The 13,206-nt window shown below is 52.9% G+C and carries 12 protein-coding genes and 1 riboswitch; of the genes, 5 read left to right on the forward strand and 7 right to left on the reverse strand.

Annotated features, from left to right (window positions below):
• Window positions 1-86: 86 nt before the first annotated feature.
• Entirely contained in the window at window positions 87-2,405 is a 2,319-nt protein-coding gene (locus tag AC3RCL_RS02990) for a helix-turn-helix domain-containing protein (protein WP_492534541.1), read from the reverse strand.
• A gap of 359 nt (window positions 2,406-2,764) precedes the next feature.
• On the opposite strand from AC3RCL_RS02990, the gene AC3RCL_RS02995 reads away from it, so the two are divergent.
• The 4 genes from AC3RCL_RS02995 to AC3RCL_RS03010 all read left to right on the forward strand — a co-directional run bounded on the left by AC3RCL_RS02995 (window position 2,765) and on the right by AC3RCL_RS03010 (window position 6,617).
• Window positions 2,765-3,745 carry an ABC transporter permease gene (locus AC3RCL_RS02995; protein ID WP_036664971.1) on the forward strand — a complete coding sequence of 327 codons (981 nt, stop codon included), beginning with the start codon at window positions 2,765-2,767 and terminating at the stop codon, window positions 3,743-3,745.
• Window positions 3,746-3,775: 30 nt separating this feature from the next.
• On the forward strand, window positions 3,776-4,660 hold the full coding sequence (locus tag AC3RCL_RS03000) for a carbohydrate ABC transporter permease (protein ID WP_492534542.1): 885 nt from the start codon (window positions 3,776-3,778) through the stop codon (window positions 4,658-4,660).
• Window positions 4,661-4,731: 71 nt separating this feature from the next.
• Window positions 4,732-6,282, forward strand: coding sequence for an extracellular solute-binding protein (locus AC3RCL_RS03005; protein ID WP_492536254.1), 1,551 nt, complete (start codon window positions 4,732-4,734; stop codon window positions 6,280-6,282).
• A 158-nt stretch (window positions 6,283-6,440) separates the two neighbouring features.
• Window positions 6,441-6,617 carry an aspartyl-phosphate phosphatase Spo0E family protein gene (locus AC3RCL_RS03010; RefSeq protein WP_009594144.1) on the forward strand — a complete coding sequence of 59 codons (177 nt, stop codon included), beginning with the start codon at window positions 6,441-6,443 and terminating at the stop codon, window positions 6,615-6,617.
• Between the two features lie 34 nt (window positions 6,618-6,651).
• Here the strand turns inward: AC3RCL_RS03010 and AC3RCL_RS03015 are convergent, their stop codons facing one another.
• From AC3RCL_RS03015 to AC3RCL_RS03040, 6 genes are all read right to left on the reverse strand, one after another.
• Window positions 6,652-7,467, reverse strand: coding sequence for a TatD family hydrolase (locus AC3RCL_RS03015; RefSeq protein ID WP_492534543.1), 816 nt, complete (start codon window positions 7,465-7,467; stop codon window positions 6,652-6,654).
• 88 nt (window positions 7,468-7,555) lie between these two features.
• On the reverse strand, window positions 7,556-8,389 hold the full coding sequence (locus AC3RCL_RS03020) for an ABC transporter ATP-binding protein (RefSeq protein WP_492534544.1): 834 nt from the start codon (window positions 8,387-8,389) through the stop codon (window positions 7,556-7,558).
• 54 nt (window positions 8,390-8,443) lie between these two features.
• The gene (locus AC3RCL_RS03025) at window positions 8,444-9,202 is read right to left on the reverse strand and encodes an ABC transporter permease (RefSeq protein WP_192569860.1); all 759 of its coding nucleotides are present in this window, start codon (window positions 9,200-9,202) and stop codon (window positions 8,444-8,446) included.
• The gene (locus tag AC3RCL_RS03030; protein WP_009594139.1) at window positions 9,199-9,492 is read right to left on the reverse strand and encodes an MTH1187 family thiamine-binding protein; all 294 of its coding nucleotides are present in this window, start codon (window positions 9,490-9,492) and stop codon (window positions 9,199-9,201) included. The genes AC3RCL_RS03025 and AC3RCL_RS03030 overlap by 4 nt, the downstream gene beginning before the upstream one ends.
• Window positions 9,493-9,580: 88 nt before the next feature.
• Window positions 9,581-10,612 (reverse strand): ABC transporter substrate-binding protein, encoded by a 1,032-nt coding sequence (locus AC3RCL_RS03035; protein ID WP_492534545.1) that lies wholly within the window; start codon window positions 10,610-10,612, stop codon window positions 9,581-9,583.
• Between the two features lie 121 nt (window positions 10,613-10,733).
• Window positions 10,734-10,843, reverse strand: a riboswitch (TPP riboswitch).
• 175 nt (window positions 10,844-11,018) lie between these two features.
• Window positions 11,019-11,402 (reverse strand): VOC family protein, encoded by a 384-nt coding sequence (locus AC3RCL_RS03040; protein WP_012818801.1) that lies wholly within the window; start codon window positions 11,400-11,402, stop codon window positions 11,019-11,021.
• A gap of 258 nt (window positions 11,403-11,660) precedes the next feature.
• On the opposite strand from AC3RCL_RS03040, the gene AC3RCL_RS03045 reads away from it, so the two are divergent.
• Window positions 11,661-13,196, forward strand: a complete 1,536-nt coding sequence (locus tag AC3RCL_RS03045) for a diguanylate cyclase domain-containing protein (protein ID WP_492534546.1) — start codon at window positions 11,661-11,663, stop codon at window positions 13,194-13,196.
• Window positions 13,197-13,206 lie beyond the last annotated feature (10 nt).

Below are 13,206 nucleotides of genomic sequence, written 5' to 3' on the forward strand. Positions count from 1 at the left end.
AGGTCATGAAGTAAGGACCAAGGGACAGCCCCTTTTTCAGAGGGCTCTTTTTATACGAGATTAATTGATCAGGATGACATGCCGATTCATTTGCCGATTCCCTGCTGGCGGTATTGACCCGGGGTGATCCCTTCCAGCTTCTTGAACATGCGATTGAAGTAGGGAGGCTGATATCCTGCGGCCTCCGCGATTTCATGAATGCGAAGATCCGTGGTCAGCAGCAATTCTTTGCAGCGGTTCATGCGCACGGTCGTCAGATAGTCCATATAATTCGTGCCCGTCATCTGTTTAAACGCTTTGCTCAGTTGGGATACGCTGACGCCGGCCTCCATGGCCATGGCATCCAGGGACAAGTCCTGCATCCCGTTCTGCTCGATTTGCTCCAGCACGTTTTCGACCAGCGATTTCATGGAGCTGTTGAAGTTCTTCGTCAGCTGATCGAGATAGGGCTCGATGATTTCTTTCTGGAACCAGTCCACGCAGGCCTTCGGGTCGCGAAGCAGGGACAGCTGCTCCTGCAGGTTGGAGAAATCGTACACCTGATACGGATTTAAGCCGGCCTGCAGCATGGAGCGGTGAACGCTCGTGATTAAACGCATGAGCCCATGGTGGACATGCCACTCCGAACCGCCCCCGGCTTGAAGCGCCGTGACGAAGCGGCTTAGGGATCGCAGCGCGTCCCCTTGCAGCCCGAGGTTCAGGGTGTGTATGAAATCCTGCTCTAATTCCAGCGGAAAGTCGATCCAGTCGTTTTTCTGGGACAGCACCGTGTCCGCTTCCAGCAGCTGGCTGCCGGCATCGAAGGATCGGTAATGCAGCGCCCGCTTGGCCTGTTCCAGAATATGGGGAACATCGGTCCAGGTCGAGCTTGGCCCGCCCAGCACGATGGTTGCCGACATCCGCAGCGTATCGCGCAGGGCCCGCAGGATCTGGTCGCACAGCAGCCTCATCATACGTGTCTGTTCGTCGGCTTTAGGAGAGGCCGGAACGATCAGGATGACGCCAAAGGAGCCGTCGAAGAAATTGATGGGATGCATATAGGCGCTAACGTCCTCTGCCAGCTCTTGAATCACGTTCAAAGCGGCATAGGTGAGAAGATGCTGATCGTTCTCAGTAAGCGGCGTCCGATCCTCCCCGTGGGTATGCTGCTGGAGAACGATCGCCGAGAACTGTTTATTGGTTATGTCTAGCTCCATCTCTTGCAGCTTGAGCACATACTCGGACTCCGTCAAGTGGGCGGCTTGCCCGCTCAAGAATTGATTGATGTAAGCCTCCCTGATCGCGGGCAAGGATCGCTTCCATTGATTTTGAAGCGTGTCATGCGAGAACCGGTACTGCTTCCACTCGTGTTCAATATAATCGAGCTCGTTGTACCGCGATGTCTGTTTGGCCTGATCGCCGCCTATCGTATGCAGCATTTTGCGAATAGGGCGATACATCCTCTTGGAGGCAAACCAGCTTGCGCCCAGGGATGCCGCGAGCGCAAAAGCAAAGCAGATCAGGATGATATGGGTATACGGCTTCGTCGGAGCGATGATTGTGGACTGCGGCGTGCCGGATACATAGGTCCAATTCCGCTGCATTTTTTCAAATTGGACGGTATTCACCAGCCACACATCCTGATCGACCGGAACCTTCATCCGCAGACGATTCGTACGCTTGGCATTCTCCGGAAGCTTCAGCTGTTCCTGGATCGCGCTCATCGCTTTCGGCATGCTGCGGCTCATGCCCGATTCCCCGATGATATGGCCTTGATCGTCGAGCAGGAACGATAGATTCTCGCTGTTGCGAATCACGTGCAGCTTCGACGGATCGATGTAGATGACGATCGCCCCGTAGGGCGTATGACCGTTGAAGGGGAGCCGCATGACGAGCGCGTGGGAAGATCTCCCCTTATTGAAAGGCCGCTCCAGGTCATGTACCCAGAACATGTCCGAATCTCCCTCCATGAGCCGGCCGAAGCCTAACGCATCCTGTTCCTGATCCAATGTCCGCAGCCCGAGATCGGGCTCCATGATTTTATTTTGCTTTTTGATGTAGAGATAGACCTGATCCACAAGGGGATCGGCATTTTCCACCAGGTTCAGCGTATTAAACAGCTCGTTCGTCTCCTCGATATTCGACACAAAGTCCATATCGGACAAGGAAGGCTTGAAATGGGGCTTCACCACCATATTGAGCGCGTAGTGGACCAGCTGGGTGAACTGCTCGTCCACTTGCCTCGCCGCGTCCACCAGGGCTTCCTCGTTCCGCTGCTGATATTGGTTGATCATATGCTGGTTCCCCACGTATAGGTAAACGGCCGTAATGGCCGAGATGGGGAGGCATGTCATCAACACGGCGAGCGCGATGCTTCTCCAATACATAACACCTTTGAAACCGGATTCAGGATTCTGTTGCCTCATAACACTAACCCCCTGTTGGCATAGACAAATCCAAGGCCTGATCGAAGAAAGCCGGGAAAATCATTAAATACTATCATAGCGAAAGAGGGGATTAGTTGAAAAGATCACATTTTCCTATTGATGCCGATGAACACGGCATTCCGGCACCAAGGAAAAAAAGTGCAATTCGAGGAAATGGATGATCCGAAACGCTTGGCAGGCAGGCATTTTTCCGTATTGTGCATCGAAGGGAGAGGGGAAAGGGCCGCGACGGAAAAAAAGTGGAATTGCAGGCAATTCTGCAACCGTTTACATTAGGGATACGTTCCGCGAACGGTAGGTTTGAACGAGACGACAAGGCTGAAAGTGAGGGAGTATCGATGAAAGCACAAGAAACCGTTCAGTCGGCAAAAGGAAGCGGGAGCGCCCCTATTCCCGCGAAATCCAAAACGAAGTGGGGGCGGATCCGGTCGGATGTAGCTCGCGACAAGTATTTATACATGCTGGCGTTGCCGGGTCTTATCTTTTTTATCATTTTCAAATATATTCCGATTACGAATCTCGTCATTGCTTTCCAGGAGTACTCGCCGTACTTCGGAGTGTTCGGAAGCCCTTGGGTAGGCTTCGAGCATTTCGCCCGGTTTTTCTCCAACGACGACTTCTGGATGCTGCTGCGCAATACGCTGGCGATTAGCTTCCTGAGCTTGATTTTCTTTTTCCCGGCGCCGATTATTTTAGCCTTGATGCTGAATGAAGTACGAAGCTCCTTCTATAAACGGACCATTCAATCGCTGGTGTATATCCCCCATTTTTTATCCTGGGTATTGATCTATGGGCTGACCTACCTCATGTTCTCGCAATCGGAGGGCTTGTTCAATAAGTGGCTCGTTACCATGGATTGGGGAACGGTCGATATTCTCTCCAATCCGAACTATTTCTGGGGCATGCTGACGGCACAATCCATCTGGAAGGAGGTCGGATGGGGGACCATCATCTTCCTCGCGGCCATCGCCGGAGTGGATCCGCAATTATACGAGGCAGCCGTCATGGATGGCGCAGGCCGTATGAGACGGATATGGCATATTACCCTGCCCGCGATGCGCAACGTGATCCTGATTCTGTTGATCCTCCGCCTGGGAACGATCATGGATACCGGATTCGAACAGATCTATCTGATGATGAATGCGCCCGTCACCAATGTAGCCGAAGTGTTCGATACCTATGTATACCGGGTGGGGATAAGGCAGGGAGAATTCAGCTACAGTACGGCCATCGGGTTGTTCAAATCGATCGTCGGCGTCATCCTGGTGGTCTCGGCCAACCGATTGGCGAGGCGATACGGTCAAGAAAGCCTGTACTAGAGGACGGGCGAAGACAAGGAGGAGTAAAGCATGCATGAGAAAGGATGGAAAACCGGGCTCTTCGGCTTCGTCAACAACGGCCTGCTGCTGATCATCGGTTTGGCAACGATATTTCCGATTTACTATACCGTTATTCTGTCATTTACCGATCCGGTGGAGTATTATCAACGAAGCTTGATATTATGGCCGCGGGATTGGACGCTGGATGCTTACAAGCATTTACTGTCCAACGGGTTGTTTGTCACCTCGATCTCCATAAGCGTGTTCCTGGCCACGGTCGGCACGATGCTCAGTCTGCTCGTTACCGGGGGGATGGCTTACGCGGTGTCCCGAAAACGGCTTCGGTTTCGCAAGGCGATCATGATTATGGTGTTAATCACCTTTCTCTTCACGCCGGGACTGGTTCCGCTGTATCTGGTCGTCCGAAACGTGGGACTCATCGACAGCGTCTGGTCGCTGATCCTGCCGAGCTTGACGAGCGCGTGGTATGTGCTGCTCATGAAGGGATTCTTCGACAGCATTCCGGACAGTCTGGAGGAAGCCGCGATGATCGACGGCTCCAATGATATCGGCGTGTTCTGGCGAATCATTCTGCCGTTGTCGCTGCCGGCGCTGGTGGCTATCGGATTGTTCTTCGCGGTCGGCTATTGGAATACGTACTTCAACGCGCTGATGTTTATTAATGACCAGAAGATGTGGCCGCTGCAAGTGCTGCTCCAAAATATGCTGGTGGATCCCACGACAATGGGATCGGGAAGCGGCGGGGGATTTGCCTTCCAGGTGAACCGTCCGGTTCCGACGGAAACGTTGAAAATGGCAGCGGTCGTCATTGCTACCGTTCCAATCATGTTAGTGTATCCATTCCTGCAGAAGCACTTCGCCAAAGGGGCGATGGTGGGCTCCGTCAAGGAATGATCCGATATACGGTTTTCTTTTTCCAACATGGTCAGTCAGGAAAGAGGTATCATAAACAGGGAGGTCAAATGATGAAAAAAATGGATGCAAAGCCGAGCAAGTCGTTTTTAAAAATGTCGGGGGTGCTGCTCTTAGCAAGTTCGCTCTTGCTTAGCGCATGCGGCAGCCGCGGCGGGAGTCCCTCGAGCGGCAGCGAGGGCGGGACAGACAGCAGTGAACCTACAAGCATCACGATACAGACCTTGAATTATGCCACCGAATTCATAGACAACACCAATCCGCTTTGGAAAGAGCTGGAGAAACGCACCAATACCAAGTTGAATATTACGTGGTTGTCCCCATCCACGGCCGAAGAGAAAATCAATGTCATGCTTGCGTCCGGCGACCTTCCGGAGGTTACTTTCGTGGAAACGATGCAGAACCCGCAGCTGCAGAAGATGCTGAAGCAGGGAGTCTTCTGGGATCTGACCCCTTTTCTCAAAGACTACCCCAATTTAAATCGCGAAGAGCTGAAGGAAATGTGGGAAATCACCAAGGTGGACGGCAAGAACATCGTGATTCCGCGTTACTACCCAAGCTATGGGGGCGGGGTGTTCCCGATGATCCGCAAGGATTGGCTGGATGCCCTTCAGCTGGAAACGCCAAAAACGCTGGATGAGTTCCATAACGTGTTAAAGGCTTTCAAGGAACAGGATCCGAATGGTAACGGACAGGCGGATGAGATTCCGTATGCCGCTAATCCGAGCGCGCTCGCGTATATTTATAATATCTTTAATGAAACGCAAGGGGGCTGGAAGCTCCAGCCGGATAACACCCTGTCTCCGATTATTACATCGGACGCGTCAAGGGAGGCCATGCTGTGGATCAAGCAGGCTTATGACGAGGGCCTGTTCCCCAAAGATTTTGCCATCATGAAGTTCTCCCAGGTGATGGATACGATGCGAAGCGCCAAGGCAGGGGTTGGCGGCATGTCCATGAACCATGCCTGGGTAACCGGCAAAGCCGTGAAGGACGTTGATCCCAAGGCGGATTTGATGCCGCTTGCTTACTTGGAGAATGCCAACGGGGTAAAGTATACGCCTTCAGGCTCCCCGTACTATGGCGTGTACCTCATTCCGAAGAAAGTGCCTGAGGCCAAGGTCAAGAAGATCCTCGAGTTCTTCGACTATGGCTACAGCCAAGAAGGAAACGAGATGCTGACCTACGGAATCGAAGGCGTCCATTACAATCTGGAGAACGGGAAGAAGGTCGCAACGCCGCAAGCCGTCACCGATAAGACGGGAGATGGAAACCTGAACAATATGATTCACCTCGTCAGCGACGATATGGCCATCAATGCGGTAGGGATGCCGGACGAGGTGTATGAACGAAACGTAGAGATCGTTACGGAGCGCAAGACGGTTAAGGTGCTGAATCCTTCAGGCGAGCTCTACTCCGAAGCCTATAACAAATACTATCCCGAGATTTCCAAGAAAGTAGAGGATATGCGGGTCATGGTCATTACCGGCAAGGAACCGGTTGAATCGTACGATAAATTGATCGAAACGATCAAGAGCGATCCGAAGATGAAGGAGATTACAGAGGAGATCTCGAAGGCGTATCAGGAGAAATTTGTGAAATAACCGAAATCCAAACCATAATGCGAGTGAGCTCGCATTGTGGTTTTTTTTGTTTCTTGGGACCTGTCCCTTTCAATTTTAGGCCCCTGATGTCTAACATCAAACATCCTATAATTTTACATTAAAGCATAAAATATTACATGAGGGGAGGACATAAAGTCATGAAAACGAAGGAAGGCATTAGGTTTGATATCGAGCAGGAAAGAAACAAGCTTCATAAAATGAAGCAGCGGTATCGTGATTTTAACCATCCTAAAGTCCTCAGGCAATCGATCGTGCTCGATGAACTGATTAACCAATATAACCGGTTCCTTAAAGAAAACAAACCGATTGCGTAAACAACCGGCTTGAATGGAACGGGAATTCTTTTTTTTATAGATCGTAAAGTCTAACCGCATTCTCGTAAAAAATCCTGCGAGCCTCGGAAACGGCCAGCCCGCGAAGCTCGGCCCATGCCGCCGCTGCGGAAGCCGTCATCTTAGGATGGGTCATCTGTCCGGTGAACGGGCCATCGAACGGCCAAGGGCCGTCGGTTTCGGTCATGACAAGATGCTCCGGATACACACGGGCAATATCGCGAATTTCATCCTCATAAAGAATGTCGGGCGTGAAGGAGATATAGCAGCCTTTATCCGCCATCCGCCGCAAGGTGTCACGGGAGCCCTTGAACCAATGGAAATGGGCGCGGGTGACGCCATATTTGTCGAGCAAATCACATGCGGTATCCGCATCTTCATATACAGCGTGCAGTATAACCGGTTTATGATGCCGCTTCGCAAATGCTATAAATTGCTCAAGCAGGCATTCGTAAGGGCGGTTATCCCACGGCCGACCCTCCGTTTCGGCTTCCAGCCTGGCATAATAGGGCAGGCCGACCTCTCCGACGGCAATCATGTCGTCGACATGATTAGCCATCCAATCCAGCAGCTCTTTGGTTTCTTCAGGGGAAGGGACGGGCTGTTCCGGATGATAACCGAATGCCGGCCGCACCAACGGTCCGTACTCCCTGGCCAGCTCCAGGTTTCGCTTGCTGGAAGCCAGGTTCATGGAAACGGAGATGATGGACTGAACTTCGCTTTTGCGGATATCCGCAAGAATCGTTTGCTGATCGGAGAAGGCATAAGAATCCAGATGAATATGGGTGTCCAGCAGAGGGAGATTCGTTTCCGTCTGCGTGAATGATTTCATCGTTACATCACCTCGCTTGTACGCCTCCGAGAAGCGCTCTTGAATAATGGATACAGGAGCTTAGGCATTTGTATCCTGCCTATGCGGCTCAACGCTTGTGCTGTTCTTCGCGCATGATGGCGGAGATTTCGGTTTTTAGCGCGATAAAGGACGGGTCGTTCAGGATGTCTTCCCTGCGCGGACGGGGAAAAGGGACCTCTACCCGTTTCAGGATCGTCCCGGGCCGCGCCGACAGGATATAGATGCTGTCCGAGAGCAGCAGCGCTTCCTCGATATGATGGGTAATCATCAGCACCGAACGGCGCGTATCCTCCCAGATATCGAGCAGCCAGCGCTGCATATCGCCGCGTGTCAGCGCGTCGAGCGCGCTGAACGGTTCGTCCAGGCACATAACCTCCTGCGGACTCATCAGCGCGCGCAGAAAGGCGGCCCGCTGCTGCATCCCCCCTGAAAGGGTATGCGGATACGCCTTCTCGAAGCCGGCAAGCCCGGCCCGTTCCATCCAGCTGCGTGCATTTTCCCTGGCGGCGGTTTTCGAGGTGCCTCTCAGCTCCTCGGGAAGGAGCACGTTGTCCTCCACCGTACGCCAAGGGAAGAGGGCCGGCTGTTGAGGCATATAGGCGATGCGGCCTTTCTCTCCGGTCACGTCCTGACCGTCCATGAGTACGGAGCCCGCATCCGGAGGCGTTAACCCCCCGATGATATGGAAGAGCGTGCTCTTTCCGCTGCCTGAAGGACCGATCAAGGAGACGAATTCCCCGGGCTGCACCTGAAGCGAAAGGCCATCCAGCACGTGCACTTCGCTGCGCCGTTCGCGGAAGGTGATATGAAGGCTGCGAACCTCAAGGGCAGGCGCTGGCGGGACCGCGGTAGATGACCGGCGCTGCCCGTCATGATCCGGCAGGGATACTTGATATGTCATGTCGCTAAACAGCCTCCTTTTATATAGGTTGGAAAATGTCCGTTCACCGTGGTTCTAGCCTTTTCGATTCCAGCGGATCAGGCGCTTCTCCAGCAGGGTGATCAGCAGCACCATCAGCAGGCTGAGCAGGACGATGATCAGAATGGCAACAAACACCCGGTCCGTGCGGTAGCCGGATTTTTGCAGCATCATATAGTAGCCGATGCCCCGGTCCGAGCCGATCCATTCCCCGATCACCGCACCCATGACCGAATAGGTGGCCGCGATGCGGATCCCGGAGAAGATGGAGGGGAGCGCATGCGGCAGCTCCAGCTTGGTGAAGATCTGCCATGAAGTGGCTCCCGCCATCTGCATGTAATTCATCATGGTTCGGTCGGTACGCGCCAGTCCGTCCAGGGCGGCAACGGCTACGGGGAAGAAGCAGACCAGGGTAATCACGATAACCTTGGGCAGCATGCCGAAGCCGAACCAAATCATGAGGAGCGGGGCGAGAGCGATCGTCGGCACGTTCTGGCTAAGAATAAGAAGCGGATAGAGGGCTGTTTTGAGAAAAGGCACCAGATGCAGGGCCAACGAGATGACAAGGCCGATCGCCGTACCGATCATAAATCCGACCAGGGTTAATTGCAGCGTGGCCAGCGTATGCTGAAAAAGGCCGGAGGCGCCGGTGGCGGCTTCATGCCCGATGGCCGTCGGCGCCGGCAAAATATACGGCTCTATATCGAATACCGATACCGCGGCCTGCCATACCGTCAAAAAGAAAAGGACCGCCGCAGCGGGCGGCCAAACGGAGCTCCACCAGCCTTTTCTCATGGACGGTATTTCTCAGTCAGCTTATCCATGCTGATGCCGCCCGGATGGTGCGCGATTTTGACCTGGGATATGACGCTGGGACTTCCCGCTTTCACCAGCGCCTCATGCATGCGCTCAACGATTTTCAGCAGCTCGGAAAGCTCTCCTTCCAAGGTGGTTTCGAGCGCATGGACCTCGTATTTCACGCCCGATTCTTGAATGACCCGAATCGCTTCATCCACATAAGGAATGCTGTCGCCTCCATCCGGCGTTCTGGGTATCACTTGTATGCTCAAGAGGGTGTTTGCCATCTAAACTCATCCTTTCATGCAAGCTATATTGTAATGGAAGAGAGGCAGCCTGCCGGACAGGCCGTCTCTCTTCCGAATTAAATGCATCCTATGGTTTCTCCGGTAAAAATTCATTGGTGAAGGCGCTGTCCGCATCAAGCTCCTTCTCGAGCAGCTTGCGTTCAAACATCCAGTCTGCATACCCCGACCATACTTCGGCTTTCTGCTCGCCCCAGCGGGCAGCATCATCCTGATAGCGGGGACTCAGCCATTTCTGGCTGGCAAGAACCAGCTCGGCATCCAGCTCGGGAACGGCCTTCGTCAGCAGGGCAGCTGCATCCTCAGGATGTTGAATCGCATAGTCGTATCCTTTTGAGGTCGCCCGCACGAATGCTTTGACAAGCTCCGGGTCCTCCTGGATCAGTCTCTCGTTCGTTACGATCACCGGCGTGTAATAGTCAAGCTGCTTGGAGTAGTCCTTCACATAGATCATGTCAAGCGGCTCGTTCCGGAGCTCGGCTTCGATACCGGTCCAGGCATAGAAGATCCAGGCAAAATCAATATCGCGTTTGACGGCGGTAAAATAATCGGCATCGCCCATGTTAACCATATTTACTTTGCTGACATCGGCACCGTCGATCTCCATGATGGATTTCATGACGGCTTCCTCAACAGGCGAGCCCCAGCCGCCGTAGGATTTCCCTTCAAAATCGCCAGCCTTGACGATCCCCTTGTCCTTGGGGGCGGCAAAGCCGGATGTATTATGCTGAATAATCGCCGCAATGGAGACAAGCGGCAGGCCTTGGGTTCTGGCAAGCGTGACGCCTTCCTGGTAGCTGATGCCAAACGGCACCTTGCCGGATGCGACCAGCGTATCCGTTCCGCCGGCCCCCGGCTGGACGATCTGGACGTTAAGCCCTTCTTCCTCATAATACCCGAGCTCCTTGGCTGCATACAGTCCGGTGTGGTTTGTGTTGGCCGACCAATCGAGCATCAGCTGTACGTCGCGGAGCTTTTCGGCCGCCTGGCCGTCTGCGCCTTCGGTGCCTGTATTTTCGTTCTGTCCGCCTGTACCGCATCCCGCCGCAACCATCAGCAGGGCGCAAGCGAGAAGCAGCGCCATCCATTTTCCCTTCTTCATCTTGTCTTCTCTCCTTTGAATTCTCTTTCTCTTTCTATGACCTCGTTAACTCCACAAAAAAAGCGCCCTGAATGATATCAGGACGCATGACGGCGTAAGTGTATACCACGGCAAATCATAGCTGCCGCAAACATGGACTTCCTACGCTGGCATTACCCAGATCAGGTGTAAGGGTCAGTATCATCGGATACACTCTCAGCCGGCCAAATTCCAGCTCCCCCGGGATTTATGAAGTTTCGGACGTTACATCCGTTATTATAGTCCTAACGCAAAGACCTGTCTAGTTCGGAAGGGGATGCGAACGAGGCAGGTCTTCGTATTGGGCATGGCTTGTGCGGTTGGAAGAATGAACCCCGTTAACCATTCACGGGATGAAGCATTTTGATAGGATCCTGTACGGCAGCGGTTAGCGCTGGAAGAACTCAATCCATTCTCCTTCGGGACCGTGGACGAAGAAATAGCGGTACCCGTTCGGAAGCGTTACGATTTCTTCGTCAAGATGAGGTACGGCCAGTCCCTGTACGCGCACATATTCCGCTTCGATGTTATCGGTGCTGACGGCGAAATGATGGACGGTGCCTTCTGCGGGAAGCGTGTCGCTGTAACCCTGGATAAGCTCGACTTCCGTTTCGTCGCTGCCGTTAAATCCGAGGAATGCCAGCTGGATGACGCCATTGGTATGGGTAAGGCGATCTTTCAGTTCAAGTCCGACAACGGTTGTGTAAAAAGCAATCGTGGCTTCAAGGTCCCGGACGACAATGCCGACATGATCCAATCGTTTCTGTGACAAGGCTAAACACCCTTTCCGATTCATATGAGATATGACTGAAATGTTATCATATAATTCCTATACGTCAAGTGGGTCTTGAGGACGGAAAGCTTTTGGAGCGCGATGGTTTAATAGAGTTGAATCGATGGTCTTTCTTTCATTTCCTCATCTTTACTTTTAGGTGGGTAAAAAGTATCATGAGAACTATAACTATTAATTCAAAAGACCTAACAAACAAGCATTGAAGAAAGCTTGCCTTTTGGCCGAGGAGGAATGCTTATGAGTCCAACTCCAGCAGATCATCTGTGGATTCGACTCGCCATCATATATGCATTCATTCAGATAATGACCGTTCTGTGGATGCCTGATGCTTTATTGCTTCAGCGTGTTCTAGTCATTATGGCTTCCGCTGCCGCTTCCGTCTATTTACTACGGATCATTCGGCATTACGAGCCGCATCTTCGAAGGTTTTGGCTTATCGCAAGTGCCGGGCTGATGGCGGATGCCTCGGCTCGAATCATCGATGCTTGTTATTTTTGGCTGGGGAAAGAGAGCGCTTCCCGTACAATTTTGACTCAATTATTCTGGGGATTCGAAATCATCCTGTTTGCAGGTGCCCTCATTTATTTGTTCCGGCACGTACAAGGTTCGTTTCGGGGAGTGCGGTTTATGCTGGATATCGTGATCGTTGGCATAACGGTCATGACGGTAGGCTGGGAATATTTCATCAAGCCCGAGCTTAACGGTTTGGCGAATGAAGCCTTATGGGGAAAGCTGTGGGTGGACATGCTGTACCCGCTGTGCGCAACGGTGCTTATTTTCTTCACCTTGGTGTTGTATTTTAACACAGGGCAGTTAAGGAAACGGGCAGTCTTCCTGATATGCCTCGGCGGGAGCATGTACATTGCCGCCGATGTTCTGCATATGTATCTCGTCGATTATAAGGGTGTTGAAGTTCGTTCATACCTGTACCCACTGTATACGTTATCGGTATTCATCATTGGTTTGGCAGGAGGGCGGTCAGCTCCCGATGCCCGAAATCAATCGTTGGATGAGAGGGAGCCCCGTTCGTTCGGAAATCTGATCGTAAGATATCTGCTTCCCTACAGCGTGCTTGGCGGGATGTTTGCCCTTATGGTGCAGCGGTTCGGAGGGTGGAACGGGCTTTTTACCGGCTTATCCCTGTGCGTCATCCTGATTCTGATCAGGCAGATCCTGATCCAGTTCGAGAATGACCGCTTGTTTGACCGGCTGCATCAAAGCCTGATGCAGAGCGAGACCTTGGCGCATCGCGACGATCTTACGGGACTCTATAACCGCCGCTACTTTAACGCAAGGCTGTCGAGCTCGCTGCAGGAGGCGGACCGTGCGGGTTCCCGCGTAGGGCTTCTATATATGGATATGAACCGTTTTAAACGAGTGAATGACCGCTACGGCCATCGTGCCGGCGATTTGCTGATTCGCAAGGTCGCGACTCGTCTTCAAACCCTTGAATCCAAAGGCGTTCTGGTTTCCCGTTTAGGAGGGGACGAATTTACGGTAGTGATTCATCCGGCCGGCGAGGATCAGGAACTGATCTGGATGGCGGAAGAGATCTGGACGATGCTGAGCGAGCCATATGAGCTGGAAGGGCATGAGGTCCGAACCACGCCGAGCATCGGCATCGCGGTCTATCCGGATCATGCCAGGAACGACCAAGAGCTGATCGGTCGCGCGGATGCAGCGATGTATGCGGCCAAAGAGCGAAACGCCCGCTGGCATTTCGATGTGGAACGAACGATGCTGCTGCAGCTGTTGGATCAAAAAGTCGAATAGACAAAAGATT

The sequence above is a fragment of the Paenibacillus sp. MT86 genome (genome assembly GCF_058792535.1).

Bases quoted from the DNA above. Each gene is read 5' to 3' on its own strand.
- AC3RCL_RS02990 (WP_492534541.1), bottom strand. From the start codon at position 2,405: ATGAGGCAACAGAATCCTGAATCCGGTTTCAAAGGTGTTATGTATTGG.
- AC3RCL_RS02995 (WP_036664971.1), top strand. From the start codon at position 2,765: ATGAAAGCACAAGAAACCGTTCAGTCGGCAAAAGGAAGCGGGAGCGCC.
- AC3RCL_RS03000 (WP_492534542.1), top strand. From the start codon at position 3,776: ATGCATGAGAAAGGATGGAAAACCGGGCTCTTCGGCTTCGTCAACAAC.
- AC3RCL_RS03005 (WP_492536254.1), top strand. From the start codon at position 4,732: ATGAAAAAAATGGATGCAAAGCCGAGCAAGTCGTTTTTAAAAATGTCG.
- AC3RCL_RS03010 (WP_009594144.1), top strand. From the start codon at position 6,441: ATGAAAACGAAGGAAGGCATTAGGTTTGATATCGAGCAGGAAAGAAAC.
- AC3RCL_RS03015 (WP_492534543.1), bottom strand. From the start codon at position 7,467: ATGAAATCATTCACGCAGACGGAAACGAATCTCCCTCTGCTGGACACC.
- AC3RCL_RS03020 (WP_492534544.1), bottom strand. From the start codon at position 8,389: ATGACATATCAAGTATCCCTGCCGGATCATGACGGGCAGCGCCGGTCA.
- AC3RCL_RS03025 (WP_192569860.1), bottom strand. From the start codon at position 9,202: ATGAGAAAAGGCTGGTGGAGCTCCGTTTGGCCGCCCGCTGCGGCGGTC.
- AC3RCL_RS03030 (WP_009594139.1), bottom strand. From the start codon at position 9,492: ATGGCAAACACCCTCTTGAGCATACAAGTGATACCCAGAACGCCGGAT.
- AC3RCL_RS03035 (WP_492534545.1), bottom strand. From the start codon at position 10,612: ATGAAGAAGGGAAAATGGATGGCGCTGCTTCTCGCTTGCGCCCTGCTG.
- AC3RCL_RS03045 (WP_492534546.1), top strand. From the start codon at position 11,661: ATGAGTCCAACTCCAGCAGATCATCTGTGGATTCGACTCGCCATCATA.